At 62.2% G+C, this 25,841-nt stretch carries 21 protein-coding genes and 1 pseudogene; 4 read left to right on the top strand and 18 right to left on the bottom strand.

Annotation, left to right across the window (positions count from 1 at the left end; all coding sequences use genetic code 11):
* Positions 1-8: 8 nt before the first annotated feature.
* The 5 genes from ACF8MI_RS05820 to ACF8MI_RS05800 form a co-directional block, all read right to left on the bottom strand.
* The gene (locus ACF8MI_RS05820) at positions 9-641 is read right to left on the bottom strand and encodes a sarcosine oxidase subunit gamma (RefSeq protein WP_016484539.1); all 633 of its coding nucleotides are present in this window, start codon (positions 639-641) and stop codon (positions 9-11) included.
* 77 nt (positions 642-718) lie between these two features.
* Positions 719-3,733, bottom strand: a complete 3,015-nt coding sequence (locus tag ACF8MI_RS05815) for a sarcosine oxidase subunit alpha (protein WP_060499133.1) — start codon at positions 3,731-3,733, stop codon at positions 719-721.
* Positions 3,730-4,065 (bottom strand): sarcosine oxidase subunit delta, encoded by a 336-nt coding sequence (locus ACF8MI_RS05810; protein ID WP_012270119.1) that lies wholly within the window; start codon positions 4,063-4,065, stop codon positions 3,730-3,732. The genes ACF8MI_RS05815 and ACF8MI_RS05810 overlap by 4 nt, the downstream gene beginning before the upstream one ends.
* Positions 4,066-4,079: 14 nt before the next feature.
* Positions 4,080-5,330, bottom strand: a complete 1,251-nt coding sequence (locus ACF8MI_RS05805; RefSeq protein ID WP_003255680.1) for a sarcosine oxidase subunit beta family protein — start codon at positions 5,328-5,330, stop codon at positions 4,080-4,082.
* A gap of 15 nt (positions 5,331-5,345) precedes the next feature.
* Positions 5,346-6,599: a serine hydroxymethyltransferase gene (locus ACF8MI_RS05800; protein ID WP_003255681.1), complete on the bottom strand. Its 1,254-nt coding sequence runs from the start codon at positions 6,597-6,599 to the stop codon at positions 5,346-5,348.
* Positions 6,600-6,938: 339 nt separating this feature from the next.
* Here ACF8MI_RS05800 and ACF8MI_RS05795 point away from each other — a divergent pair, with 339 nt between their 5' ends.
* Positions 6,939-7,979, top strand: coding sequence for a low specificity L-threonine aldolase (locus tag ACF8MI_RS05795; protein ID WP_060499134.1), 1,041 nt, complete (start codon positions 6,939-6,941; stop codon positions 7,977-7,979).
* An 89-nt stretch (positions 7,980-8,068) separates the two neighbouring features.
* Here the strand turns inward: ACF8MI_RS05795 and ACF8MI_RS05790 are convergent, their stop codons facing one another.
* The 4 genes and pseudogenes from ACF8MI_RS05790 to ACF8MI_RS05775 all read right to left on the bottom strand — a co-directional run bounded on the left by ACF8MI_RS05790 (position 8,069) and on the right by ACF8MI_RS05775 (position 10,709).
* On the bottom strand, positions 8,069-8,797 hold the full coding sequence (locus ACF8MI_RS05790; RefSeq protein WP_376753282.1) for a methyl-accepting chemotaxis protein: 729 nt from the start codon (positions 8,795-8,797) through the stop codon (positions 8,069-8,071).
* A 135-nt stretch (positions 8,798-8,932) separates the two neighbouring features.
* A pseudogene (mcpH, locus tag ACF8MI_RS05785) lies at positions 8,933-9,961 on the bottom strand (methyl-accepting chemotaxis protein McpH); the annotation flags it as partial.
* A 224-nt stretch (positions 9,962-10,185) separates the two neighbouring features.
* On the bottom strand, positions 10,186-10,488 hold the full coding sequence (locus tag ACF8MI_RS05780; protein ID WP_060499136.1) for a cell division protein ZapA: 303 nt from the start codon (positions 10,486-10,488) through the stop codon (positions 10,186-10,188).
* Positions 10,485-10,709 carry a hypothetical protein gene (locus tag ACF8MI_RS05775; protein ID WP_060499137.1) on the bottom strand — a complete coding sequence of 75 codons (225 nt, stop codon included), beginning with the start codon at positions 10,707-10,709 and terminating at the stop codon, positions 10,485-10,487. The genes ACF8MI_RS05780 and ACF8MI_RS05775 overlap by 4 nt, the downstream gene beginning before the upstream one ends.
* A 277-nt stretch (positions 10,710-10,986) precedes the next feature.
* Between ACF8MI_RS05775 and ACF8MI_RS05770 the strand changes: the two genes are divergently transcribed.
* The gene (locus ACF8MI_RS05770; RefSeq protein WP_104833584.1) at positions 10,987-12,612 is read left to right on the top strand and encodes a methyl-accepting chemotaxis protein; all 1,626 of its coding nucleotides are present in this window, start codon (positions 10,987-10,989) and stop codon (positions 12,610-12,612) included.
* An 87-nt stretch (positions 12,613-12,699) separates the two neighbouring features.
* On the opposite strand, the gene gbcB is transcribed toward ACF8MI_RS05770, so the two are convergent.
* The gene (gbcB, locus tag ACF8MI_RS05765) at positions 12,700-13,800 is read right to left on the bottom strand and encodes a glycine-betaine demethylase subunit GbcB (protein ID WP_060499139.1); all 1,101 of its coding nucleotides are present in this window, start codon (positions 13,798-13,800) and stop codon (positions 12,700-12,702) included.
* Positions 13,801-14,107: 307 nt separating this feature from the next.
* On the opposite strand from gbcB, the gene gbcA reads away from it, so the two are divergent.
* Positions 14,108-15,400, top strand: a complete 1,293-nt coding sequence (gene gbcA / locus ACF8MI_RS05760) for a glycine-betaine demethylase subunit GbcA (RefSeq protein ID WP_060499140.1) — start codon at positions 14,108-14,110, stop codon at positions 15,398-15,400.
* 45 nt (positions 15,401-15,445) lie between these two features.
* Here the strand turns inward: gbcA and ACF8MI_RS05755 are convergent, their stop codons facing one another.
* The 8 genes from ACF8MI_RS05755 to ACF8MI_RS05720 all read right to left on the bottom strand — a co-directional run bounded on the left by ACF8MI_RS05755 (position 15,446) and on the right by ACF8MI_RS05720 (position 25,105).
* Entirely contained in the window at positions 15,446-16,411 is a 966-nt protein-coding gene (locus tag ACF8MI_RS05755; protein ID WP_186723141.1) for an RHS repeat-associated core domain-containing protein, read from the bottom strand.
* 616 nt (positions 16,412-17,027) lie between these two features.
* Positions 17,028-17,258: a hypothetical protein gene (locus ACF8MI_RS05750; protein WP_200928999.1), complete on the bottom strand. Its 231-nt coding sequence runs from the start codon at positions 17,256-17,258 to the stop codon at positions 17,028-17,030.
* A gap of 36 nt (positions 17,259-17,294) precedes the next feature.
* Positions 17,295-18,065: an electron transfer flavoprotein subunit beta gene (locus ACF8MI_RS05745; RefSeq protein ID WP_200928998.1), complete on the bottom strand. Its 771-nt coding sequence runs from the start codon at positions 18,063-18,065 to the stop codon at positions 17,295-17,297.
* A 10-nt stretch (positions 18,066-18,075) separates the two neighbouring features.
* Positions 18,076-19,308, bottom strand: coding sequence for an electron transfer flavoprotein subunit alpha/FixB family protein (locus tag ACF8MI_RS05740; protein ID WP_060499143.1), 1,233 nt, complete (start codon positions 19,306-19,308; stop codon positions 18,076-18,078).
* The gene (dgcB, locus tag ACF8MI_RS05735; protein WP_200928997.1) at positions 19,308-21,260 is read right to left on the bottom strand and encodes a dimethylglycine demethylation protein DgcB; all 1,953 of its coding nucleotides are present in this window, start codon (positions 21,258-21,260) and stop codon (positions 19,308-19,310) included. The genes ACF8MI_RS05740 and dgcB overlap by 1 nt, the downstream gene beginning before the upstream one ends.
* 184 nt (positions 21,261-21,444) lie before the next feature.
* On the bottom strand, positions 21,445-23,505 hold the full coding sequence (dgcA, locus tag ACF8MI_RS05730) for a dimethylglycine demethylation protein DgcA (protein WP_019096852.1): 2,061 nt from the start codon (positions 23,503-23,505) through the stop codon (positions 21,445-21,447).
* 15 nt (positions 23,506-23,520) lie between these two features.
* Positions 23,521-24,051 carry a DUF5943 domain-containing protein gene (locus tag ACF8MI_RS05725; RefSeq protein WP_008091518.1) on the bottom strand — a complete coding sequence of 177 codons (531 nt, stop codon included), beginning with the start codon at positions 24,049-24,051 and terminating at the stop codon, positions 23,521-23,523.
* Positions 24,052-24,127: 76 nt separating this feature from the next.
* Positions 24,128-25,105: a dipeptidase gene (locus ACF8MI_RS05720; protein WP_003257506.1), complete on the bottom strand. Its 978-nt coding sequence runs from the start codon at positions 25,103-25,105 to the stop codon at positions 24,128-24,130.
* A 285-nt stretch (positions 25,106-25,390) separates the two neighbouring features.
* Between ACF8MI_RS05720 and ACF8MI_RS05715 the strand changes: the two genes are divergently transcribed.
* Positions 25,391-25,792 (top strand): lysozyme inhibitor LprI family protein, encoded by a 402-nt coding sequence (locus ACF8MI_RS05715; protein WP_104833586.1) that lies wholly within the window; start codon positions 25,391-25,393, stop codon positions 25,790-25,792.
* Positions 25,793-25,841 lie beyond the last annotated feature (49 nt).

The raw sequence follows: 25,841 nt of genomic DNA, 5'->3' as shown, positions 1-25,841 counted from the left end.
TGCGCTCCTTAGGCTTCGATGCTCAGACCGTACTCGGCCGAAGCGTCCTGCAGCCACAGCCACCAGTAGTCGGCGAAGCTGCGGCGAATCACCAGTTCCCAGGTGTCTTCGGCGGTGCGGCGGATCACCAGTTGCGACTTGGCGAACACGGTGCCCACAGCCTTGCCCACCGGGAAGTTGTTCGGGTGAACATCATAGCTGGTGGATTTCATCAGCACTTCACGCACGTTGGGGCCGCGCAGTTCCAGCAGGCTTTGCCCGCCGCTCACGTTCACCACCTGGATGTGCTGGCCTTCAAGGGCTGCACGCAGCTTTTGTTCGACCGCCAGTTCCTGGCCACCGGGCACGATCAGCAGCCATTCATCCGGGCCGACCCATTGCAGCGACATGTCGTTGTTGGCGACCACGGTCAGGGCCACCGGCAGCTCCAGGCCCAGGGCCTTGTGCACGCCTGCGGCGAATTCCGGGTTGTGGCCATCGCCGCGAAGGGTGAGGTGGCCAAGGAACTTGCGTTCACGCAGGGTCACGCCTGCGTTCTTGCGGCCTTTGCCAACCAGGCTGGCCAGGTCGGCGTGGTGGAGGGGCGACTGGGCCTTGGCCTCGGCGCCGGGGTTTTGCTGGAAGACGTTGATAGCGCTCATTTCTTACCTGCCTTGAATTCTTGTTCGTCAGGGCAGCGCAGCACCGTTTTTTGGGCTGCGCCGCTATCCGGGGGCCTTTAGACGTTCTGCCGCTCACCCTTCGGATCGAAGAACACCGAAGACACGATCTCCGCCTCGATCACGCTGCCATCCGCCTGCGGCGAGTAAACGCGCTCGCCCATGCGCTTGAGGCCGCCTTTGACCACGCCCATGGCGAACGAGTAGCCCAGGGAGTTGGATGCGTAGCTGGAGGTCACGTGGCCAACCATGTCCATCGGGATCGGCTGTTTCGGGTCGAACACCAGCTGGGCGCCTTCCGGCAGCCACTTGGTCGGGTCGACCGGCTTCAGGCCTACCAGCTGCTTGCGGTTCTCGCGCACGCAGTCTTCACGGTTCATGCCACGCAGGCCGATCCACGAGAACGGCTTGTTGCGGCCCACGCACCAGCTCATGTTCAGGTCGTCCGGGGTCATCGAGCCGTCGGTGTCCTGGCCCACGATGATGAAGCCCTTCTCGGCACGCAGTACGTGCATGGTCTCGGTGCCATACGGGGTCAGGTTGTACTTCTTGCCTGCCTCGATGATCTTTTCCAGCACGCCCATGGCGTAGTTGGCCTGCACGTTCACTTCGTACGACAGCTCACCGGTGAACGAGATTCGGAACACACGGGCTGGCACGCCGCCCACGTTGCCCTCCTTCCAGGTCATGAACGGGAAGGCTTCCTTGTCCATGTCGATGTCGGTCAGCTCGCTCAGCAGCTTGCGGCTGTTGGGGCCGGACAGGGTCATGGTGGCCCAGTGGTCGGTGACCGAAGTGAAGTACACCTTCAGCTCTGGCCATTCGGTCTGGTGGTACAGCTCCATCCACTGCAGCACGCGGGCGGCGCCGCCGGTGGTGGTGGTCATGATGAAGTGGTTGTCGCCAACGCAGGCGGTTACGCCATCGTCGAAGACCATGCCGTCTTCCTTGCACATCAGGCCGTAGCGGGCCTTGCCCACGTCGAGCTTGGTCCAGGCGTTGGTGTAGATGCGGTTGAGGAACTCGCGCGCGTCCGGGCCCTGGATGTCGATCTTGCCCAGGGTGGAGGCGTCCAGCAGGCCCACGCTGTCGCGCACGGCCTTGCATTCGCGGGCCACGGCGGCATGGATGTCTTCACCGGCTTTCGGGAAGTACCACGGACGCTTCCACTGGCCGACGTCTTCGAACTCGGCGCCGTTCTTCACATGCCAGGCATGCAGGGCGGTGAAGCGAACGGGCTCGAACAGGTGGCCACAGTGACGGCCCGCTACGGCGCCGAAGGTAACCGGCGTGTAGTTGGGGCGGAACATGGTGGTGCCCATTTCCGGGATGGTGATGCCGATCGAACGGGCGGCGATGGCCAGGCCGTTGATGTTGCCCAGTTTGCCCTGGTCGGTACCGAAGCCCAGCGCGGTGTAGCGTTTGACGTGCTCGACCGACTCGAAGCCTTCACGGGTGGCCAGTTCGATACCGGCGGCGGTCACGTCGTTCTGTTGGTCGACGAACTGCTTCGGCCCCTTGGTGCCTTTGTCGTGCGGCACCAGGAACAGCGCCACGGTGGCCTCTTCCTTGCGTGCAACGGTTTTTGGCAGGGTGCCGACGGTTGCCTTGAAGCCTGCTTCGGTGGCTGCGCGTACGCCGCCTTCGAAACCATCGGCAATCACGTCGCCAAGGGCGTACACGCCATTGATCCCACCCACGCACTCGCGTTTCTGCGGCGCATCGCCCGGCACGAAGCCGAGGATATCGTCACGCCATACCGGGCGACCGCCCAGGTGCGAGGCCAAGTGAACGATCGGGCTGTAGCCACCGGAGCTTGCAATCAGGTCGCACTCAAGGGTTTCGCCTGGGCTGGTGACTTTGTGCGCCTGCACATCGATGGCGGCGACGCGGGCGCCAGTGACGTGCTTGCTGCCTTTGGCTTCGACCACAGCGCTGGAGGTAAGGATGCGAATGCCTTTGGCACGTGCCTCTTCAACCAGCGAACCACGTGGGTTGTGGCGGGCGTCGGCAATGGCGACCACTTGCAGGCCGGCGTCGTGCCAGTCCAGCGCGGCGCGATAGGCGTGGTCGTTGTTGGTCGACAGCACCAGCTTGCGGCCCGGGGCCACGCCGTAGCGGCGAACGTAGGTAGAAACAGCACCGGCCAGCATGTTGCCCGGCACGTCGTTGTTGCCGTACACCAGCGGGCGCTCGTGGGCGCCGGCAGCCAGTACCACGCGTTTAGCGCGTACACGGTGCACACGGTGGCGTACCTGGCCGATCGGGGCGCGGTCGCCGAGGTGGTCGGTGAGGCGCTCGTGAATGGTCAGGAAGTTATGGTCGTGGTAGCCGTTGACCGTGGCGCGTGGCAGCAGGGTCACTTCCGGCAGGCCTTCCAGCTCTTTGACCACAGCGCTGACCCAATCGGCAGCAGGCTTGCCGTCGAGGGTTTCGCGGGTGTCGAGCAGGCTGCCGCCGAACTCTTCTTGCTCGTCGGCCAGGATCACACGGGCACCGCTACGCGCAGCCGCCAGTGCAGCGGCCAGGCCAGCAGGGCCGGCACCCACGATCAGCACGTCGCAGTGCTGGTTCATGTAGTCGTAGCTGTCCGGGTCGTTCTGCAGCGGCGCGCGGCCAAGGCCGGCTGCCTTGCGGATGTACTTCTCGTACGTCATCCAGAACGATTTCGGGTACATGAAGGTTTTGTAGTAGAAGCCCGGCGGCATCATGCTGCCGCCCACCTTGCCCAGGATGCCCATGACGTCGTTGTTGACGTTCGGCCAGCCGTTGGTGCTGGTGGCAACAAGGCCTGCGTACAGCGCCTGCTGGGTGGCACGCACGTTCGGGATCTGGGTGGCTTCGCTGGAGCCGATCTGCAGGATGGCGTTCGGCTCTTCGGTACCCGAGGCGATGATGCCGCGTGGGCGCGAGTACTTGAAGCTGCGGCCAACGATGTCGACGCCGTTGGCCAGCAACGCGGCGGCCAGGCTATCACCGGCATAACCCTGGTAGGTCTTGCCGTTGAAGCTGAAGTTCAGGACCTTGCTGCGGTCGATACGGCCGCCGCTGGCGAGGCGATAGGTCTGGCTCATACTTTTTCCCCTTGGCCTTTGACGGTCGACGGTGCATTCGCGGCTTTACCGTTGGCGGTCACTTGCGGCTTCTCGCCAATCTTGTAGGTTTCCAGAATCTCGTAGGTCACGGTGTCGCGGGTGACGTTGAAGTACTGGCGGCAGCCGGCAACGTGGTCCCACAGTTCATGGTGAATCCCGCGTGGGTTGTCGCGGTAGAACATGTAGGTACCCCACTCCTCGTCGGAGCAGGCGTTAGGGTCCAGCGGGCGGGCGATGTGCGCCTGGCCAGAGGCGTGGAACTCTTCTTCGGAGCGCAGCTCGCCGCAGTGGGGACAGAAAATATGCAACATGACGGTGTCTCCGGTTAGTGGGCGACGGCGGCGGCGCCGTGTTCGTCGATCAGTGCGCCGTTGTAGAAACGGTCCATGGAGAACGGCGCGGCCAGTGGGTGCATTTCGCCCTTGGCCAGGCTCGCGGCGAAGACGTTGCCCGAACCCGGGGTCGCCTTGAAGCCGCCAGTACCCCAACCGCAGTTGAAGAACATGTTCTTGACCGGGGTCTTGGTGATGATCGGGCAGGCGTCCGGCGAGGTATCCACGATGCCGCCCCACTGGCGGTTCATGCGAACACGCGACAGGTTGGGGAACATTTCGACGATGGCCTGCAGGGTGTGCTCGATCACCGGGTACGAACCGCGCTGGCCGTAGCCGACCCAGCCGTCGATGCCGGCACCGATCACCAGGTCGCCCTTGTCGGACTGGCTGATGTAGCCGTGTACGGCGTTGGACATGATCACGCTGTCGATGATCGGCTTGATCGGCTCGGATACCAGCGCTTGCAGCGGGTGCGATTCCAGCGGCAGGCGGAAGCCGGCCAGCTTGGCCATGTGCCCGGAGTTACCGGCGGTGACCACGCCGACGCGCTTGGCGCCGATGAAGCCTTTGTTTGTTTCCACACCGATAACCGCGCCGTTTTCCTTGCGGAAGCCGATCACTTCGGTTTGCTGGATCAGGTCAACGCCCAGGGCGTCGGCAGCACGGGCGAAGCCCCAGGCCACGGCGTCGTGACGGGCCACGCCGCCACGGCGCTGTACGGTGGCGCCCAGGATCGGGTAGCGGGTGTTCTTGGAGCAGTCCAGGTACGGGATTTCTGCGGCAACCTGGGCGGTGTTCAGCAGCTCGCCATCCACGCCGTTCAGGCGGTTGGCGCTGACGCGGCGCTCGGAGTCACGCATGTCCTGCAGGGTGTGGCACAGGTTGTACACACCGCGCTGGGAGAACATGACGTTGTAGTTCAGGTCCTGGGACAGGCCTTCCCACAGCTTCATGGCGTGCTCGTACAGGTGCGCCGACTCGTCCCACAGGTAGTTGGAACGCACGATGGTGGTGTTACGGGCGGTGTTGCCGCCGCCCAGGTAGCCCTTCTCAATCACGGCGACGTTGGTGATGCCGTGCTCTTTGGCCAGGTAATAGGCCGTGGCCAGGCCATGGCCGCCACCGCCGACGATAACCACGTCGTACACCTTTTTAGGGGTGGGCGTGCGCCACATGCGCTGCCAGTTTTCGTGGTGGCTGAGGGAGTGTTTGAAAAGGCCGAAGCCCGAGTAGCGTTGCATGGTCGTTTACTCCACTCAGCGGTAAACAGGGAAATCGGCGCACAGGGCCGCGACGTTCTTCGCCACATCGGCTTCGACGTCTGCATCACCGAGGTTGTCGAGGATGTCGCAGATCCAGCCGGCCAGGGCCACACACTGGGCAACCTTAAAGCCACGGGTGGTGACGGCCGGGGTGCCGATGCGCAGGCCCGAGGTGACGAACGGCGACTGCGGGTCGTTCGGCACGGCATTCTTGTTGACAGTGATGTGCGCGCGGCCCAGGGCGGCGTCGGCGTCTTTGCCGGTGAGGCCCTGGCGAATCAGGCTGACCAGGAACAGGTGGTTGTCGGTACCACCGGAAACCACGTCATAGCCACGGTCGATGAACACCTGGGCCATGGCCTGGGCGTTTTCGATCACTTGTTGCTGGTACGCCTTGAAGCCTGGCTCCAGTGCTTCCTTGAAGCACACGGCCTTGGCGGCGATCACGTGCATCAGCGGGCCGCCCTGGGCGCCCGGGAATACGGCGGCGTTCAGCTTTTTTTCGATCTCTTCGTTCGACTTGGCCAGGATCAGGCCACCACGTGGGCCGCGCAGGGTCTTGTGGGTGGTGGTGGTCACCACGTCGGCGAACGGGATCGGGTTCGGGTACAGGCCAGCGGCAACCAGGCCGGCTACGTGGGCCATGTCGACGAACAGCAGCGCACCGACCTTGTCGGCAATGGCGCGGAAGCGTGGGAAGTCGAGGGTTTTGGAGTAGGCCGAGAAGCCGGCAACGATCATTTTCGGTTTGTGCTCGACGGCCAGGCGCTCGACTTCGTCGTAGTCGATCAGGCCGGTGTTGGTGTCGATGCCGTACTGAACAGCGTTGTACAGTTTGCCCGAGGACGACACTTTGGCGCCGTGGGTCAGGTGGCCGCCGTGGGCCAGGCTCATGCCGAGGATGGTGTCGCCGGCCTGCAGCAGGGCCAGGTAGACAGCGCCGTTGGCCGACGAGCCGGAGTGCGGCTGGACGTTGGCGTAGTCGGCGCCGAACAGCTGCTTGGCGCGTTCGATGGCCAGGGCTTCTACCTTGTCCACGTGCTCGCAGCCACCGTAGTAGCGCTTGCCCGGGTAGCCTTCGGCGTACTTGTTGGTCAGGCCGCTGCCTTGGGCCTGCATGACGCGCTTGCTGGTGTAGTTCTCCGAGGCGATCAGCTCGATGTGATCTTCCTGGCGCTGTTCTTCGGCATTCATCGCCGCCAGCAGTGCGTCGTCGTAACCCTGGATCTGGTCTTGCTTGCTGAACATCGTGTATCTCCCGGCAGCGATCGTTTTTTGTCGTGGGGCACTCTGGCCCTTTGTGGCGATGTTATGACTGGTCGGGGTGGGTCAGATGCCTGCGCACGCCTTGCAATGGCGCGTTTACGACATTCGTTTTTTTGCTGCTGCTGGCGGCCTCTTCGCGGGCAAGCCCGCTCGCACAGGTACGGCGGCGATCTGAAGGTTTGTGCTACCCCTGTGGGAGCGGGCTTGCCCGCGAAAAGGCCACCACCGACAACCCAAAATCGAGCCTGTGCACAGCTTGTATAGGCAACTGCTGAATCGATGGTTTAGAGTGCTGTTCTGCGTCGTTCACAGGACCGTGTCATGACAGATAAGAGCCAACAATTCGCCAGCGACAACTATTCCGGCATCTGCCCCGAAGCCTGGGCAGCAATGGAAAAGGCCAACCACGGCCACGATCGCGCCTACGGCGACGACCAGTGGACCGAGCGCGCCTCGGAATACTTCCGCAACCTGTTCGAAACCGACTGCGAGGTGTTCTTCGCCTTCAACGGTACCGCTGCCAACTCCCTGGCCCTGGCCTCGCTGTGCCAGAGCTACCACAGCGTCATCTGCTCCGAGACCGCCCACGTCGAGACCGACGAATGCGGTGCGCCGGAGTTCTTCTCCAACGGTTCCAAGCTGCTGACGGCGGCCAGCGTCAACGGCAAGCTGACGCCGGAATCCATCCGTGAAGTGGCCCTCAAACGCCAAGATATCCACTACCCCAAGCCGCGGGTGGTCACCATTACCCAAGCCACCGAAGTAGGCACCGTTTATCGCCCAGATGAGCTCAAAGCGATCAGCGCCACCTGCAAGGAGCTGGGCCTCAACCTGCACATGGACGGCGCGCGCTTTACCAATGCCTGCGCGTTTCTCGGCTGCAGCCCGGCCGAGCTGACCTGGAAAGCTGGTGTAGATGTGCTGTGCTTTGGCGGCACCAAGAACGGCATGGCCGTGGGTGAGGCGATTCTGTTCTTCAACCGCCAGCTGGCCGAAGACTTCGACTACCGCTGCAAGCAGGCCGGGCAACTGGCCTCTAAGATGCGCTTCCTGTCGGCACCGTGGGTGGGCCTGCTGGAAGATGGCGCCTGGTTACGCCATGGCAATCACGCCAACCATTGCGCGCAGTTGCTGGCGTCGTTGGTGAGTGACTTGCCAGGTGTGGAACTGATGTTCCCGGTGGAGGCCAACGGGGTGTTTCTGCAGATGCCGGAGCCTGCGATTGAAGCGCTGCGAGGCAAGGGGTGGCGGTTCTATACCTTTATTGGCAGCGGCGGGGCGCGGTTCATGTGTTCTTGGGATACCGAGGAAGAGCGGGTGCGCGAGCTGGCGGCGGATATCCGCAGCATCATCGGCGCCTGACCCACCGCATCGCGAGCTGCGCTCGCTCCTACGAGGATACGCATTCCCCTGTAGGAGCGAGCGCAGCTCGCGATGCATCCAACACCGATCTAAAGCTTGAATCCCCCCATCTGCCGCGCCAGGTCATCCGCCAGCCCACGCAACGCCTGGCATTCCTCGCGACAGCCCTGAACTTCGGCAGCCGTCTCCCGCGCCAGATCTGAAATCCCCTGCACCGTGCGGTTGATTTCTTCAGTCACCGCAGACTGCTCTTCCGTCGCCGTAGCCACCTGATGGTTCATGTCGCTGATGTGCTCTACCTGGTCAGTAATCGCCCCCAGCGAAGCCCCGGTGCGCTGGCTTGATGCCACACCACTGCCAGTCGCCTGCTGCCCCGCTTGCATCGAATTCACCGCCGAACCCGCACCCTGCTTCAGGCGCTGGATCATCTGCTGCACTTCGTCAGTAGACAGCTGCGTGCGCCGGGCCAGTGTGCGCACTTCGTCCGCCACCACGGCAAACCCACGCCCCATCTCCCCTGCCCGTGCAGCCTCGATGGCAGCATTCAGCGCCAGCAAATTGGTCTGTTCGGAAATACTGCGGATTACCGCGAGAACTTCATCGATTGAGGCGACTTCATCGGCCAACTGGCTAACTGCATCAGCTGCCTTGCCGATGTCGCCCGACATGCCCTCGATACCACGAATCGAGCGTTGCACCACCTCACGCGCCTGCAAGGCCTCGTCCCGTGCCGACTGCGAGGCCTGCGCTGCATCACCGGCATTGCGGGCTATGTCCTGCACCGTCAGGCCCATCTCGTGCACAGCGGTGGCAACCATCTCGGTCATTTCCTGCTGCCGCCCGGAACGCTCGGCGGTGTTGTCCACCACCTGGGTCACCTGCTCAACCGCCCTGTGCAGCCGTTCGGACGTCTGCAACACCTCACCAATCAGGCTGCGCTGGCTGTCGAGGAAGCGATTGAAGCCACGGGCCAGGTCACCCAGTTCGTCCTGGCGCGTGCCATCCAGACGATGGCTGAGGTCGCCCCCGCCGCTGCCGATTTGCACCAGTGCCGCGGTAACGCGGCGGATCGGCCGCACCAGACCACGCGCCAGTAGCACCACCAACAGCAGCGACACCAACGCTACAGCACCACCGATCAGACTGGTCAGCCAGACGGCCTGGTGCATTTGCGCGTAGATTTCCGACTCTGGCACTTCGGCCACCAGGGTCCAGTTGAGGTCGCGCAGGGGCAAACCAAGCGCCAGGTAGCGTTCGCCGTCACGGCTGAAGCGGCTGCTGCGCAGGCCTTCGCTTCCCGTCATGACACCCTTGGCTGCGTCCGCGCCAAGCTGCTCGGCAAGTTGGCGCTTGCCACTGAAGGCAGCGTCCGGATGCACCTGGATCAAGCCATCGTTACGCACCAGAAATACTTTGCCGTGTTCGCCGAAACTGAAGTCGTGAATCAGCTTCGACAGCTCGGTCATGCGCAGGCCCATGCCGGCCACGCCCACCAGTTGGCCGTGCTTTTCCACGCGGTAGTCGATGAACAACGCCAGCTCCCCAGTGGCACCATCGATGTCGATGTTGATGAACCGCTCGGCGCCGCTGTCGATGTAGCCGTAAAACCACTTGTCCTTGGGGTTGCTGCGGCTGAGGGTGCGGTCCAGGCCATTCTCGTTGTAATAGTGGCCGGTTTCGGTCGAGGCAAACAGGGTGGTGAAAGCCTTGTTGCGCTGCTTGGCGGCGGCCAGGTATTCGATGAATTGCGGGGCCTGGGCGGGGTCTTCGCCAGCAGCCAGCCAGTCGCGCAGCAGGGTGTTGCCGGCAATGTCTGCAGCAGCTACCAGCGGCTGGCCGAGCATGCGCTCGATGTCGTTGCGGATGGCTTCGATGCTGGCTGGCAGCGCAGTGTCGACCAGGTAGCGATCGGTGAGGCGATTGAGCGCCACGGTGAAAATGATGACCACCACCAGGATGCTGGCCAGCAGGGCGGCGCCCATGCTGGTGATCAACTGCCACTGGATGCTTTTACGCCAGATACGCATGCCCTACTCCCCGCACATTATTGTTTTGCGAGAAGTGTATACACTTGCGTATCCAGTTAATCCAGTGATCTGAAGCAATCAGATGTTCCCTGTGGGAGCGGGCTTGCCCGCGAATGCGTCAATGCATTCAGCATCGCATTCGCGGGTGAACCCGCTCCCACAGGGGGCGGTGCAAGGCTTTATTGCTCGGCAATGGTCCGCACGATGGCGTCCACCGTGGCGTCGATCTGCGCCTGGGTACGTGCCAGGGTTTGCTGGTGTTCTTTCTGCAGTTCAACCTGCCTGGAGCACAGGTTAAGGGCAGCCAGCACCAGCAGTTTGTCACCGATCAGGGTCGGATACTGACGCTTGGTCTCGTTCAGGGCGGTGTTGAGCATCCGCACCGCCTGAGCCAGGGTTTCTTCCTGGCCCTCTGGCGCCTTGATCGAATAGTCGATGCCGAGAATCGACACGACATTGACCGGCTGCTCGTGCAATCTCATGCGCCGACAGCGCTGGCGCGCTCAACCAGGGCCTGCAGGCGGGCGGCGGTGCTGCCGTTTTTCTCTTCCTGCTCCATCAGCGACAGTTGCAGGGTTTCGTTCTCTTCCTTGGCCTGCGCCAATTGCGTGCCGAGGGTAGCGTTCTGCTCGGTGAGTTGAGCGTTTTTCTGCATCAGGTCGCTGACCAGTTGCTCGATTTGATTCAGGGAAGCTTCCAGCATGGGTCTATCTCAGGTTGTTGCGAGGGGCGCACACGATAAAGAAAAGTGCCGCCCATCGCCATTAAATATCAGATTCATAAGGTGTCGAACCCGCAGATTGACAGGGTAACGGCCCCCTTGTTCCGACCTGCGTCAACCGCCGGTCAGGAAAAGGTTAGCCCCCTCACAATTTTCACCGGTCGCACTCAAGACTGGCCAGTCACGACCGATAGCCCGGCAAGTCATGTTTTGTCGCACTCTGCGCACCTTACTTCCCCTTGCCTGGACCCTCCTCTCCATGTCTCTACGCAACATGAACATTGCCCCGCGCGCGCTGCTGGGCTTCGCGCTGATCGGCCTGCTGATGCTTGGCCTTGGTGTCTTCTCGCTGATACAGATGGGCAACATCCGCCAGGCCGGCGTGGCTATCGAGCAGGTCAGCGTGCCCAGCATCAAGATCCTCGACGAGCTCACCGCGCTGAACCTGCGCATGCGCACCCTCTCCTACCGCCTGCTGCTCAACCGCGAGCCGGACACCCAGCGCGACACCCTCAACCTGCTGGACCAGCGCAACAGCCAGATCGACCGCGCACGCCAGGCCTACCTGCCGATGATCGGCGCCGCCGACGAACAGGCCGCGTTCGACCAGTATGGCCAGTTGCTCAACCAGTACCGCCAGCTGGAGTCGCGCATGCGCACCCTGAGCCAGGCCGACCGCCTGGACGAACTGCGCGACCTGCTGAACCGCGATCTGCTGGCCAACTCCGAGCAGATCAACAAGGTCATGGACACCCTGGTGCGCATCAACACCGACCAGACCCGCGCCACCAACGAGAAGGCTGCCAACCAGTACGCGGCGGCTTTTGCCCTGGTGATCGGCCTGCTGGTAGCCGCAACCGTGCTGACCTTCGCCTGCGCCTTCCTGCTGACTCGCAGCATCGTCAAACCGATCGAGGAAGCGCTCAAGAGCGCCGAGCAGGTCGCCGACGGTGACCTGACCCACATCATCCGCGCCGAAGGCACCGACGAAGCCGCCCGGCTGCTGCGCGCCATGGCCCGCATGCAGGACAAACTGCGCGACACCCTGCAGCAGATTGCCGGCTCGGCCACGCAGCTGGCCTCAGCAGCCGAAGAGCTGAATGCCGTCACCGACGAAAGTGCCCGTGGCTTGCAACAGCAGAACAACGAGATTGAACAGGCCGCCACAGCCGTTACTGAAATGACCAGCGCTGTCGAAGAAGTGGCGCGCAATGCCGTGAGCACTTCTGAAGCGTCCAGTGAAGCCAGCCGCTCCACCGGCGACGGTCGTGACCTGGTGATGGAAACCGTGGGTGCCATCGAGCGCATGAGCGGTGATGTGCAAGCCACTGCCAAACTGATTACCCACCTGGCCGAACAGTCGCGTGACATCGGCAAGGTACTCGACGTGATCCGTGGCCTGGCAGATCAGACCAACCTGCTGGCGCTGAACGCTGCCATCGAAGCAGCGCGAGCCGGTGAGGCGGGCCGTGGTTTTGCCGTTGTGGCAGATGAAGTGCGTGCGCTGGCCCACCGTACCCAGCAGTCGACCAGCGAAATCGAGCGCATGATCGGCAGCATCCAGGGCGGTACGGAAGAAGCGGTGGAGTCGATGCGCACCAGCACCGAACGCGCCGAATCCACCCTGAACATCGCCCGTGGTGCGGGCATGGCGCTGGATACCATTGCCGGGGCGGTGGCGCAGATCAACGAGCGCAACCTGGTGATTGCCAGCGCGGCGGAAGAACAGGCGCAGGTGGCGCGGGAAGTGGACCGCAACCTGGTGAACATCAATGACCTGTCGGTGCAGAGTGCAACCGGGGCACATCAGACCAGTGCGGCGAGTGCCGAATTGTCGCGGTTGGCCGTGGACCTCAATGGCCTGGTAGCCCGTTTCCGCACCTGAAAAGGAGCTACAAGCTTCAAGCTATAAGCCATAAGAAAAAGCAGGCCGCGCACAGGCCTGCTTTTTCTTGAAGCTTGAAGCTTGAGCTCAATAGTCGATCCGCACATCCCCTTTCGGCACGCTGCAGCACGACAGGATATATCCCTCGGCTTCATCCTCTTCGGTAATGCCGCCGTTGTGCTCCATCGCCACCTCACCACCCAGCTTGAGCACCTTGCAGGTGCCGCAAATGCCCATGCCGCAGGCTTTCGGGATCATCAAGCCAACCTTGGCCGCCGCCGCATGCACGGTCTCGCCCGGGGCGACGCGGATGCTTTTCTCGCTGCCGATGAACTCCACCAGATTGAGGTCGGAAACATCCAGCTCCGGTGCATCGGCCGCCTGCTCGGCGTGCTCCACTGCATCGGCCTTGGCCTCGGCCGGTGTCGCGCCGAACGACTCCTCGTGGTAGTTCTTCATGTCGAAGCCGACCGCTTCGAGCATGCGCTTGACCGCCGTCATGTAGGGCGTCGGGCCGCAGCAGAACACCACACGGTCCATGTAGTCCGGGGCAATCAGCTCCATCAGGCGCTGGTTCAGGTAACCGCGATACCCCGCCCACGGCTCGCCCAGGCCATGCTTCTCGCAAATGATGTGCAGGCTGAAGTTGGGGATTCGCGACGCCATCTGTTCCAGCTCGCGGTGGTAGATGATGTCCTTCGGCGAGCGGGCACTGTGCACGAATACCATGTCGACGTTGGCGTTGGTGTCGTAGAACCAACGTGCCATCGACATGACTGGGGTAATGCCCACGCCGCCCGACAGGTACAACACCTTGCCTGCAGGAAAATCGATGGCGTTGAACAGCCCCACCGGGCCATGCACCGGCAGCTCGGCGCCTTCGTGCATGGTGTCGTGCAGGAAATTGGACACCAGGCCGCCCGGCACACGCTTGACGGTGATCGAGAAGCTGTAGGGCACCGACGGTGAACTGGAGATGGTGTAGGAACGCATCACCGGCTTGCCTTCGATCTCCAGCTCCAGGGTGACGAACTGCCCGGGTTTAAAGAAGAACATGATCGGCTGATCGGCCATGAAGCAGAAAGTGCGCACGTCCCAGGTCTCCTGGATGACCTTGACGCAGCGCACGATGTGGCGGCCGTTGGCCCAGGTCTGGGTGGTGACCGGATTGAGGAAGGTATCGGACATGTTCATCTCCAGCAGCCGACTATTGGGCTTTTTATGGCTTGGATAATGCGCAAGCCGAGGGCGATGCACATTCCTGCCAGCGACATCGGCGTGCTTATCGCGACCAGCCCCGCGCTACAAGGGCTGGGGCGTCGTTATTCACATCGGCCATGTCGCCCATGGATACGGTTCGCGGCGGCTTCGGACGCACACTCCACGGCAAAACAACTAGCCTGCTGTTGAAACAAAGAGCCGTGAGAGCAGCCTTGCGGCAACAACAACGATTAGCCACCTTTTGCCGGCCGCACACGGCCCCGAGGAATACACGATGGACGTCACCGCAACCCTGAGCCTGGGCGATCCACTGGAACCTGCACGCAAGGCCACCGCCGAGATGCTGCAGACCCGCGAGCGCACCTACTCGCTGCCCCAGCCTTTCTACACCGACGAGCGTCTGTTCCAGATCGACATGCAGGAGATCTTCCAGAAAGAATGGCTGATCGCCGGCATGACTTGCGAAATTCCGGCGAAAGGCAACTACATCACCCTGCAGATCGGCAACAACCCGATCCTGGTGGTGCGTGGCGCCGAAGGTAAAGTGCACGCTTTCCACAACGTCTGCCGCCACCGCGGTTCGCGTTTGTGCGTCAGCGACAAGGGCAAAGTGGCCAAGCTGGTGTGCCATTACCACCAGTGGACCTACGAGCTGGACGGCCGCCTGCTGTTCGCCGGCACCGAAATGGGCGCCGACTTCGACATGAAGCAGTACGGCCTAAAGCCGGTGAGCGTGAAGGTGGCCGGCGGCTACATCTTCATCAGCCTGGCGGAAAACCCGCCTGCCATCGACGAGTTCCTGGCCACCCTGGAACACTACATGGAACCGTACGACATGGAGAACACCAAGGTGGCGGTGCAAACCACCTTGATGGAAAAGGCCAACTGGAAGCTGGTGCTGGAAAACAACCGCGAGTGCTACCACTGCAGCGGTTCGCACCCGGAGCTGCTGCAAACCCTGCTGGAGTGGGACGACACCAACGACCCGCGCGCCAGCCAGGAATTCAAGGACCACGTGGCCGCCTCGGCAGCTGCGTGGGAAGCCGAGAAAATTCCGTACCTGCACAAGAGCCACGGCCTGCGTAACCGCATCGTGCGCATGCCGCTGCTCAAGGGCACGGTATCGATGACCATGGATGGCAAGCAGGCCTGCCAGAAGCTGATGGGTCGCATCAAGAACCCGGACCTGGGCTCGATGCGCATCCTGCACCTGCCGCACTCGTGGAACCACTGCATGGGCGACCACATGATCGTGTTCACCGTGTGGCCGATCAGCGCTCAAGAGACCATGGTCACCACCAAGTGGCTGGTGCACAAGGACGCCGTGGAAGGCGTGGACTACGACCCGGAGCGTATGCGCAAGGTGTGGGACGCCACCAACGACCAGGACCGCCGTCTGGCGGAAGAGAACCAGCGTGGGATCAACTCCACAGCGTATCAGCCTGGGCCTTACTCGAAGACTTACGAGTTTGGTGTGGTGAACTTCATTGACTGGTACAGCGGGCGGATGCTGAATAATCTTGGGGCGGAGCCTGCGGCGTATCTTAAGGAAGTGCAGGCACAATAATGTGCGCCAACCAAGCCTGTGGGTAACTCACAGGCTTGGTTATTCTCACATTCCGCCCCGAATATTCACTACCTCATCCGTAGATGAAAATATATTAGGTGAACCCTTCGAGGTGGAATCCTTCCTGGCGACTTCATTCTCGACCGAATAAACCGACACCTTCGGTTTTTTTTCGGGGCTGTTTGGTGGCGTTTTCTTGTCCTTTTTCTTCTCGACTCGTCCCTTGAAAATCGTTCTAAGATTCGAGCTAACGTTTTTATTGACGCCCTGCCAGATCGCCGATCGATTGTCCCAGAGTGCCTTGACCACGCGAGTCCCCCCACCCGCAAGCAGCAGGGTGGTTCCAGCTGCAGAAACATAAGGGGCTACCGTGACCCCGGCAAAACCAAGCCCAGCCCCCACTACAGTGGTGGTAGACCCGAGCAATGCTAGCCGGGTGGCATTAACCGCAAGCCCCCCTTTCGGCGTTGGACCAATCATGAGCGCCGTAGGCGAGACAACATGTAGCGCCGTAGTCAGTGCGCGTTGCACCAGCGGTATCGGCACTTTGCCACTGGGATCAACATGGTTCACCGGATCGGCACCACAGTAGTTGTACGCATTGAGGCCGCCCTCACCGAACGGGCTCAATGCATCTGCCCCGTGAAAGCGCATGATCCCAGGATTGAACTGACGATGGCCATTCCCTAGGTGGTAACAACCCGTCAGGCTATCTCTCGGCTCACCGCAGAAAGCACTCATCGGACCACCCTGGATGGCAGCCTCCCCATAGGCTGTGTATGCCCTCCCGGTATCGACCGAATCCATGAGGACAGAACGCTGCAGATCAGTTGCTAACAAGCGTGCAAAACTCATGACGTAGCCCTCCAAAACCATTGATGGAACGCTAGTAGCCCTGACACCGATTAGAAACTGGCAAAAATGACAGGTGACAAAGAGTATTTTGTCCACAGGCCAATCCAAAGGCCCGTTAAAAAAGGGCTGCACAATAGACTGGTTGTTTGTGTCCATGGGTTGTCGATTTTTTGATCAAAATACTGGAAGCCCCATGGGTAGAGGCCTAGCGATCAATACGAACACTTTGTCCACAGAGACACCAACAAAGAATGTGGGAAAGAACAGTCCGAATCGAAGCAGGCTGTGGAAAAGTCCCCTGAAGCTTGAAATTCCAAGTGTTACAGAGACTTGGAGGGTACCTGATCAAAAAATGCTCAATTTCATCCACGTCAGAAAATTCAAAGCTTTCAGCGAAGGACAAACATATTATCCACAGACCGACTAACAACGGATGTGGGCAAATTTATCTAGGTAAGGAGCCTGCTGCTCCCACCATCCAGATTGGAGGGTGATCATTTTTCAACCAAAACCTTGCACAGCCCGTATTACATGGCCCCCAGCCATGCGCCAACACTTTATCCACACCTTGACGAACAGATTCCGTGGGCAAAACAAACGCGTACCTGGTATTTCTGCCAGTTCCGCCAAATCCAGTGAGGTGATTGGGTAGTAGCCACTACTTTGGCATTACTCAGGAGTGACTTATGCACAGCCGCCAGGAGGGCACTGTGAAGTGATTCGATGAAAAGCGGGGGATTGGGGTGATCAGCAGCAAAGGGCAGCGTAGGGATTACCTGGTTTTGCGCTGCGCCGCAGTGAATGTGGTGTTGTCGAAGGGGGAGCGGGTGTTATTCGATCCTGTGAGCGAGGCGCTGGGCTGTTGGGCGTTCAATGTGGTGAAGCGATAGCGATTGGTCAGACAAAAACGGGTGAAGGTTTGCGCAATCCCTGTGGGAGCGGGCTTGCCCGCGAACACCGGCCAAGCCGGTGCCATGCACTGCGTCAGGTTCTTCGCGGGCAAACCCGCTCCCACAGGGTGACCTACATCCCTTCAACTTCAGCGAAGTACGCCCTCTTCCACCAACAGCTTGAGAATGGCCTCGGCACCTTCCTGTGGCGAAACATCCTTCAGCACCTTGCCGCCGCCGCCACTGGCCTTGGCCGTCGCGGCCTTCATCCGGTCGGCACCACTCTTGGCCTTGATCACCTTCAGCCGCTTGGGCCGCGGGCGCGCCGGTTGCAGTTCGGCTTCAGCCAGCAGTTCGTCTTCGACGATGGCCACGTTGCGTGCCGCTAGCACACCCCGGCGCGCCGGCCCGAAGGCACTCTGGCGCGGCTTGGGCGCTGCGTTGTCCACAGTGGCCAAGAACGGCAGGCGCACTTTCAGCCGGCGCCGCTGACCACGTGGCAACGCTTGCAGCACCTGGGCGGTGCCATTGTCGATCGACTCCACCTCGGCCAACCCCACAATCAATGGCCAGCCGAGCTTTTCTGCCAGCAGGAAGGGCAACATACCCGACCCCTCACCCGTCTCTGCCTGGCTGCCGGTCAGCACCAGCTGCGCCCCAGCGTCGCGCAGGTAATCCCCGAGCACGCCCAGCACATCGGCGCCAGCCGGTTGCTCCAGCACGTCCAGGTGGTCCAGGCCCATGCCCAGATAAGCGCGCAGCGCCTCTTCGCGCGGGTCGCCGGCATGCACCACTTGCAAGTTATCCCCAGCCAGCTGCAACCCCAGTTCCACAGCACGGGCATCCTGCTCGGCGCGGCGGGCGCGGCCGGAGCTTGGGTGGGCACCGATGGAAACCAGGCTGATCACTTTCGTACTCATGCTCGTGCCCTTATGCCGCGTCGCGCTGGCCGCCGCTGCGGAAGTTGTCCACAGCCTCGATCAGTGCCTTGAGAATCGCCGAGCTGTCGCCAATCACCGACAGGTCGGCCCGTTTGATCATGTCGCAGCCAGGGTCCATGTTGATCGCCACCACCTTGTCGCAGGCGCCAATGCCCTGCAGGTGCTGGATCGCGCCCGAGATACCCACAGCCACATAAACCCGCGCGGTCACCCAGGTACCGGTAGCACCCACCTGGCGGTTGCGCGGCATGAAGCCGTCGTCCACCGCCACCCGCGAGGCGCCTTCGGTGGCGCCAAGGGCCGCGGTAGCCTTGTGGTACAGGTCCCAGTCCTTGACCCCGTTGCCGCCCGAGACGATGAATTCGGCTTCGGCCATGGCAATGGTGGCCGGGTCCACGGCCACCGAGCCGAGGTCTTCAATGCGCGAGAGGCTGCGCGCCACGCTTGTGGACAACTCCACCGGCAGCGCTTCGTGACGGGTTTCGCTGACCGGCTCGGCGCATTCGGCTGCGGCCAGGATCAAGCGTGGCACGGCGCGCTGCAGGTCTTGCTGGCCGGCACCGGCACGGCCGATGCACTGGCCATCCTTGACCTGCCACACCCGCGTCGCCGGGCGTTCGCCCAGTGCCGCGCCCAGGCGCCGGCCCAGCTCCCCGCCACCGGCGCGGCTGTCGGGCAGCAGCCAGTGGCGCGGGGTGAACTGGTTATCCACAGCCCGCAAGCCCTGCACCAGTTGCTCCGGTGCATAACCCTCGAATGCTTCGCCTTCGATGACCAGCAGGCGGTCGACGCCGGCTGTGGAAAAGTTGCTTTCCTTGTGTTCGTTGAACACCACCGCCAACACCGCACCATCGCTGCCAGCCAGGCTGTGGGCCAGACCAAGCAGGTCGCGGTCGTGGCTGCTGAGGCGGCCACCGACCATGTCGGGCACCACGGCAATGTAGAACGCCGGCGCCGGCACCTGGTGCAGCGGCAATTTGACTTCGGCTGCCGCCGTGCGCCGCCCGCCCACACCGGTGCCCTGCTGGGCGCCGCTGCGGTCGATGCGCTTGATGCCGGCCGGGCCGATAAAACCTGCGGTAATCGCATGGGGGTTCTTGCGGATGAGGCCGTTGGGCCCCATCCAGCTGGTCTGTTGTGTTTGCATGGCCGCGTGCAGCGGGTGCAGGCGGTTACGGGCGATCCACTCGGCGCGTGGGTCGCGGCGGATAATGTCGCTCATCAGTGCACCTCCGCAGGTTCACGTTTGGCCGCTTGCGGCTTTGGGGCAGAGGGTGCGTCCTCTTCGATCAGCACGTCGGCCACCAGCTCGGCCAGGTCCTTGATCTGTGGGCGCGGTTCGACCACACCTTCGAGCATGGCGGTGCACTGCGGGCAACCCACAGCCACCAGCTCGGCCTCGGTTTCGCGGATGTCGTCCATGCGCATGTCGGGGATGCGCTGCTTGCCCGGGATATCGGTGATCGGCGCACCGCCACCGCCGCCGCAGCAACGGGAACGGAAGCCCGAACGTTGCATCTCGCGCACTTCGATACCCAACGCCTTGAGCACTTCACGCGGGGCTTCGTACTCGCCGTTGTAACGACCCAGGTAGCACGGGTCGTGGTAGGTGACGCTGCCACCCTTGTGCTGGCCAAGGTTGAGCTTGTTGGCCGCGATCAGTTCGGCGATGTAGGTGCTGTGGTGCTGCACCTGGTACTCGCCGCCCAATGCATCGTATTCGTTCTTCAGCACATGGAAGCTGTGCGGGTCGCAGGTGACGATGCGCTGGAACTTGTACTTGGCCAGGGTCTGGATATTGCGTTTGGCCAGTTGCTGGAAGGTCGCTTCATCGCCCAGACGGCGGGCGACGTCGCCGCTGTCACGTTCTTCCAGGCCGAGCACGGCAAAGTCCACGCCCGAAGCCTTGAGCACTTTGACAAACGAACGCAGGGTGCGCTGGTTGCGCATGTCGAAGGCACCATCACCGACCCAGAACAGCACTTCGGTGGTTTTCACCTCGGACAACAGCTTCAGGTTGAGGTCGGCCGCCCAGTTCATGCGCCCGCCAGGGGCGAAGCCGCCAGGGTTGTCGGTGGCAATCAGGTTGTCCAGCACCTCGGCGCCCTTGTTCGGGGTAGCGCCTTTTTCCAGGGTGAGGTGGCGGCGCATGTCGACGATGGCATCGACGTGCTCGATCATCATCGGGCATTCCTCGACGCAGGCACGGCAAGTGGTGCAAGACCACAGCGTTTCGGCATCGACCAGGCCATTGACGATCGGCTGGTGCGGGTGGCCGCCGTGTTCGCCAATCGGCTTGCCCGGGTACGGGCTGCCGGCGAACTGGGCGTCGGTGCCACCGGCCAGGCCGATGACCATGTCCTGGATGAGTTTTTTCGGGTTCAGCGGCTGGCCGGCGGCAAAGGCCGGACACATGGCTTCACATTTACCGCACTGCACGCAGGCGTCGAAGCCCAGCAGCTGGTTCCAGGTGAAGTCCGCCGGTTTTTCAACGCCCAGCGGCGCGTTCGGGTCTTCCAAGTCCAGCGGCTTGAGGCCGGTGGAACGGCCTCCCCCGAAACGTTCGGCGCGGCGGTGCCAGGCCAGGTGCAGGGCACCGGCGAAGGCGTGTTTCATCGGGCCGCCCCAGGTCATGCCGAAGAACAGCTCCGATACGCCCCACAGCACGCCCAGGCCAAGGATGCCGACCATCACCCAGCCACCGGTGTTGGCAGGCAGGATGCCAGCGACCGGCAAGGTGGCGATGAAGAAGCTCACGGCGAACGCCATCAGGCTCTTCGGCAGACGCATCCACGGGCCTTTGGACAGGCGCGAAGGCGGGTTGAGGCGGCGCTTGAAGACAAAGATGGCGCCACTGAACATGATCACCGTGGCCACCAGCAACGCGTAGCCGAGGATTTTGCTTTGCAGGCCAAAACCGTGCACCACAATAGCCAGCACGGCCGACAGTACGAAGCCGCCTGCGGTGGCCACGTGGGTCTTGGACATGTACTTGTCGCGCTCGACCACGTGGTGCAAGTCCACCAGGTAGCGGCGCGGCATGGCCAGCAGGCCGCCGATCAGGTTGACCTTGCTTGGCCGGCCACGCCGCCACATGCGCACCCGGCGCAGGGCGCCGAGCACTGCCAGGCCAAGGGCAGCGAACAGCAGGATGGGTAGAAGGGTGTTCAACATGGGAGGCTCCCACAACAACAGCTGAATTCTTGCGCCGCCCCAAAGGCCGGCGCGGACCCCTGTAGGAGCGAGCGAAGCTCGCGATAGCGCCCGATCAGACAACCCGGGTGCCAAGGCTGACGCCATCGCGAGCTACGCTCGCTCCTACAGGGGGGCCAGTCCCGCCTCTAGAGAGGCGGTGCGATCAGAAGTCCTTGCACAGGCGCAAGGCGTCGTAGATCGCCGCGTGCACGTTGCGCTGGGCCACGCAGTCGCCAATGCGATACAGCAGGTAGCCTTCGCCCGGCTGGCTGAGAATCGGCTGTGGCTTGATGGCGAACAGCGCCTCCACGTCGATCTGGCCTTTGTTGCGCGAACCTTCCTTCAGGGCGTAATACAGCTGCTCGTCAGGGCGCACGCCGTTTTCCACTACCACCTGGTCGACCACGCGTTCTTCCTTGGCGCCGGTGTATTCGTTCTCCAGCACCGCCACCAGCTTGTCGCCTTCGCGGTAGACCTTTTCCAGCATCATGTCGCCGGTCATGATCACTTCTTTGGGGTACATGCTGCGGTAGTAGGTCGGGAACGTAGTACCGCCCATGGCCACGCCCGGCTTGATGTCGTCAGTGACGATTTCCACCTGGCTGCCCTTGTCAGCGATGAAGTCGGCCACCGACATGCCGGTGAATTCGCAGATGGTGTCGTACACCAGCACGTTCTTGCCCGGCGCAACCTTGCCGTCGAGCACGTCCCAGCTGCTGACCACCAGCCCTTCGGCAGCGCCCCAGTGTTCGTTCTGCTCCAGGAACGAATGGCCGCCCACTGCCAGCACGATCACGTCCGGGCGCAGGTCCTGGATGGTGGCCACGTCCGCCGCGGTGCCCAGGCGCAGGTCGACTTTCAGGCGGGCCAGCTCCAGCTGGTACCAGCGGGTGATACCGGCAATCTGGTCACGCTGCGGTGCCTTGGCGGCGATGGTGATCTGCCCGCCAATCTGGTCCTTCTTCTCGAACAGGGTCACGTCGTGGCCACGTTCGGCCGCGACCCGGGCAGCTTCCATACCGGCAGGGCCAGCGCCAACCACGACCACCTTGCGCTTCACGCCGGTGGTTTTCTCGATGATGTGCGGCACGCCCATGTATTCGCGGGAGGTCGCGGCGTTCTGGATGCACAGCACATCCAGGCCCTGGTACTGGCGGTCGATGCAGTAGTTGGCACCGACGCACTGCTTGATCTGGTCGATCTGGCCCATCTTGATCTTGGCGATCAGGTGCGGGTCGGCCATGTGCGCACGGGTCATGCCGACCATGTCCACGTAGCCGCCTTCCAGAATGCGTGTGGCCTGGTTCGGGTCCTTGATGTTCTGCGCGTGCAGCACCGGGACCTTGACCACTTCCTTGATGCCAGCCGCCAGGTGCAGGAACGGCTCCGGCGGGTAGCTCATGTTGGGGATAACGTTGGCCAGGGTGTTGTGGGTGTCGCAACCCGAGCCGACCACGCCGATGAAGTCGAGCATGCCGGTGGCGTCGTAGTACGCGGCGATCTGCTTCATGTCTTCGTGGCTGAGGCCATCGGGGTGGAACTCGTCACCGCAGATACGCATGCCCACGCAGAAGTCGTCACCGACCTCGGCACGCACGGCCTTGAGCACTTCCAGGCCGAACTTCATGCGGCCTTCGAAGGTGCCACCCCACTCGTCGGTACGCTTGTTGACACGCGGACTCCAGAACTGGTCGATCATGTGCTGGTGCACCGCCGACAGTTCCACGCCGTCCAGGCCGCCTTCTTTGGCGCGACGTGCCGCTTGCGCGTAGTTGCCGATCACCCGCCAGATCTCTTCCACCTCGATGGTTTTGCAGGTGGCACGGTGCACGGGTTCACGGATACCCGACGGCGACATCAGGGTCGGCCAGTTGAAGCCGTCCCAGCGCGAGCGACGGCCCATGTGGGTAATCTGGATCATGATCTTGGCGCCATGCTTGTGCATGGCGTCGGCCAGGTTCTGGAAGTGCGGGATGATGCGGTCGGTCGACAGGTTGACCGAAGCCCACCACTCTTGCGGGCTGTCGATGGCCACCACGGACGAACCACCGCAGATCGCCAGGCCGATACCGCCCTTGGCCTTTTCTTCGTAATACTTCACGTAGCGGTCGGTCGTCATGCCGCCGTCAGTGGCGTAGACCTCGGCGTGCGCAGTGCTGAGCACGCGGTTGCGGATGGTCAGTTTGCCGATCTGGATCGGCTGGAACATTGCTTCGAATGCCATGACGCTATCTCCGGCTTACAACGGCTTTGTAACGAACAGGCCATCTTCGTGGCCTTCTTCCGACCCGCCGTAGACCTGCTCGGCCACGGTGCGGATCTTGCTGCCGCGGGCAGCGAGAATCTGGTCCATGGCGCCGGCGAACCAGCCGGTGAACATGTAGTCGACCTTGCGGCCGCACTTGCCATAGACGTACACGAACGCAGAGTGCTTAAGCTTGACGCTGCAGGTGCCTTTGTCCAGATCGATGTCCTGGATTTCGAACAGGCCCCAGCCACGCTGGCTCAGGCGCTTCATGTAGTGCTCGAACACCGCCACGCCTTCCAGGCCATGGCATTCGGCTTCTTTTTCACACCAGTGCCAGGCGGACTTGTAGCCGGCCTTGTAGAGGATTTCGGCGTAGGCGTCGGCGCCCAGCACTTCCTCGATGCCAATGTGGTTGTTGACGAAGAAATGGCGCGGTACGTACAGCATCGGCAGGGCGTCGCTGGTCCAGACACCGGTCTCGCTGTCGACTTCGATTGGCAATTGCGGGGCGATCTTGGCCATGGAAACTCAACTCCATAAAATTTTTATGTGGGTGCCCCGGCGTTGCTGGCAGGGGCTATCAGGCTTGGAGAGCGGCTTACTCGCCCCAGACGTCCTTGAGGACGTTGACCCAGTTCTCGCCCATGATCTTGCGTACCACGCGCTCGGAATGGCCGCGCTTGAGCAGGGTTTCGGTGAGGTTGGGGAACTCGCCGACAGTGCGGATGCCGAGCGGGTTGATGATCTTGCCGAAGTTGGTCAGGCGACGGGCGTAGCCCTTGTCGTGGGTCAGGTACTCGAAGAAGTCCTGGCCGTGGCCCTGGGTGAAGTCGGTACCGATACCGATGGCGTCTTCACCCACGATGTTCATGGTGTACTCGATGGCTTCGGCGTAGTCGTCGATGGTGGAGTCGATGCCCTTGGCCAGGAACGGCGCGAACATGGTCACGCCAACGAAGCCGCCGTGGTCGGCGATGAACTTCAGCTCTTCGTCCGACTTGTTGCGCGGGTGCTCCTTCAGGCCCGAGGGCAGGCAGTGGGAGTAGCACACCGGCTTTTTCGATTCGAGGATGACTTCTTCAGAGGTTTTGGAACCCACGTGGGACAGGTCGCACATGATGCCGACGCGGTTCATTTCCGCCACGATTTCGCGGCCGAAGCCCGACAGGCCGCCGTCACGCTCGTAGCAACCGGTACCCACCAGGTTCTGGGTGTTGTAGCACATCTGCACGATACCCACGCCCAGCTGCTTGAACACGTCCACGTAGGCAATCTGGTCTTCGAACGCATGGGCGTTCTGGAAACCGAAGAGGATGCCGGTCTTGCCCAGTTCCTTGGCCTTGCGGATGTCGGCGGTGGTGCGCACCGGCATCACCAGGTCGCTGTTGTCGCGGATCAGCTTCTGGCTGGCGGCGATGTTGTCGACGGTTGCCTTGAACCCTTCCCAGACCGACACCGTGCAGTTGGCCGCAGTCAGCCCGCCTTTGCGCATGTCTTCGAACAGCTCGCGGTTCCACTTGGCAATGATCAGGCCGTCGATGACGATGCTGTCGGCGTGAAGTTCGGCTGGGCTCATCAGGCTGTCCCCTTTTATTGAGTTGGGCTGCGCCAAACCTTCTGCCGGCGCTTTGGGGCCAGCATATGCCTGTGCCCAGTGACGCCCCGATGCAAAAACGACAGGGGGTTTGCCGAAAGCGTCAATGCGCGACAACACGCCCTCTGGCATGCGGCGTGGCGATGAGAGGCAGTCTCGATAACGACGTTTCTGGCCGTTTTATGAACATTTCGTCAGAGAGCTACCGCCTTGCCTTCGGCTGAGCGAGAATCCCTGCGATTCGTCAGCCTGTTGAGGAGAAAACGGATGAAATCATTGGCATGGCTGGTACTGCTGGCTGTCGTATCGGGCGCCCAGGCCGGCGAGGAAGAAAGCACCCCGTGCGACAACGTCGAGACCGACCAGCAGACCTACGCGTGCGCTGCGTTCAACAAGCAGACTGCCGAGCGGGAGCTGAAAGCGGCATACGATGACTTGATCCAGCGTATTCGCGACCAGTATGCCGATGAGGGCGACCAGGCTACCGCGCTGGTGGGGCGTATGGATGCAGCAGAGAAGCTGTGGACGCAGTTGCGTGATGCCGATTGCAAGGTTGAGACGTATGCCGAGAAGCCAGGGAGCAAGGCGTTCCAGGCAGCTTGGGATACCTGTGTGGCGCAGCGCAGTGATGACCGGTCGGAGTATTTGCAGAGCATTGGTCAGCAGTAAGACTGCACCGGCCTCTTCGCGGGCAAGCCCGCTCCCACAGGGACCCCAC

Source organism: Pseudomonas sp. yb_9 (assembly GCF_043103635.1).
Classification (GTDB): domain Bacteria; phylum Pseudomonadota; class Gammaproteobacteria; order Pseudomonadales; family Pseudomonadaceae; genus Aquipseudomonas; species Aquipseudomonas monteilii.
The sequence above is the reverse complement of the archived record's forward strand: the minus strand, read 5'-3'. Positions and strand labels throughout refer to the sequence as shown.

Bases quoted from the DNA above. Each gene is read 5' to 3' on its own strand.
- ACF8MI_RS05725 (WP_008091518.1), bottom strand. From the start codon at position 24,051: ATGGCCAAGATCGCCCCGCAATTGCCAATCGAAGTCGACAGCGAGACC.
- ACF8MI_RS05775 (WP_060499137.1), bottom strand. From the start codon at position 10,709: ATGCTGGAAGCTTCCCTGAATCAAATCGAGCAACTGGTCAGCGACCTG.
- ACF8MI_RS05780 (WP_060499136.1), bottom strand. From the start codon at position 10,488: ATGAGATTGCACGAGCAGCCGGTCAATGTCGTGTCGATTCTCGGCATC.
- ACF8MI_RS05740 (WP_060499143.1), bottom strand. From the start codon at position 19,308: ATGAGCGACATTATCCGCCGCGACCCACGCGCCGAGTGGATCGCCCGT.
- ACF8MI_RS05815 (WP_060499133.1), bottom strand. From the start codon at position 3,733: ATGAGCCAGACCTATCGCCTCGCCAGCGGCGGCCGTATCGACCGCAGC.
- ACF8MI_RS05810 (WP_012270119.1), bottom strand. From the start codon at position 4,065: ATGTTGCATATTTTCTGTCCCCACTGCGGCGAGCTGCGCTCCGAAGAA.
- dgcB (WP_200928997.1), bottom strand. From the start codon at position 21,260: ATGTTGAACACCCTTCTACCCATCCTGCTGTTCGCTGCCCTTGGCCTG.
- ACF8MI_RS05720 (WP_003257506.1), bottom strand. From the start codon at position 25,105: ATGAGCCCAGCCGAACTTCACGCCGACAGCATCGTCATCGACGGCCTG.
- dgcA (WP_019096852.1), bottom strand. From the start codon at position 23,505: ATGGCATTCGAAGCAATGTTCCAGCCGATCCAGATCGGCAAACTGACC.
- gbcB (WP_060499139.1), bottom strand. From the start codon at position 13,800: ATGTCCGATACCTTCCTCAATCCGGTCACCACCCAGACCTGGGCCAAC.
- gbcA (WP_060499140.1), top strand. From the start codon at position 14,108: ATGGACGTCACCGCAACCCTGAGCCTGGGCGATCCACTGGAACCTGCA.
- ACF8MI_RS05800 (WP_003255681.1), bottom strand. From the start codon at position 6,599: ATGTTCAGCAAGCAAGACCAGATCCAGGGTTACGACGACGCACTGCTG.
- ACF8MI_RS05805 (WP_003255680.1), bottom strand. From the start codon at position 5,330: ATGCAACGCTACTCGGGCTTCGGCCTTTTCAAACACTCCCTCAGCCAC.
- ACF8MI_RS05745 (WP_200928998.1), bottom strand. From the start codon at position 18,065: ATGAGTACGAAAGTGATCAGCCTGGTTTCCATCGGTGCCCACCCAAGC.
- ACF8MI_RS05715 (WP_104833586.1), top strand. From the start codon at position 25,391: ATGAAATCATTGGCATGGCTGGTACTGCTGGCTGTCGTATCGGGCGCC.
- ACF8MI_RS05820 (WP_016484539.1), bottom strand. From the start codon at position 641: ATGAGCGCTATCAACGTCTTCCAGCAAAACCCCGGCGCCGAGGCCAAG.
- ACF8MI_RS05795 (WP_060499134.1), top strand. From the start codon at position 6,939: ATGACAGATAAGAGCCAACAATTCGCCAGCGACAACTATTCCGGCATC.
- ACF8MI_RS05755 (WP_186723141.1), bottom strand. From the start codon at position 16,411: ATGGACACAAACAACCAGTCTATTGTGCAGCCCTTTTTTAACGGGCCT.
- ACF8MI_RS05790 (WP_376753282.1), bottom strand. From the start codon at position 8,797: ATGGTTGCCACCGCTGTGCACGAGATGGGCCTGACGGTGCAGGACATA.
- ACF8MI_RS05770 (WP_104833584.1), top strand. From the start codon at position 10,987: ATGTCTCTACGCAACATGAACATTGCCCCGCGCGCGCTGCTGGGCTTC.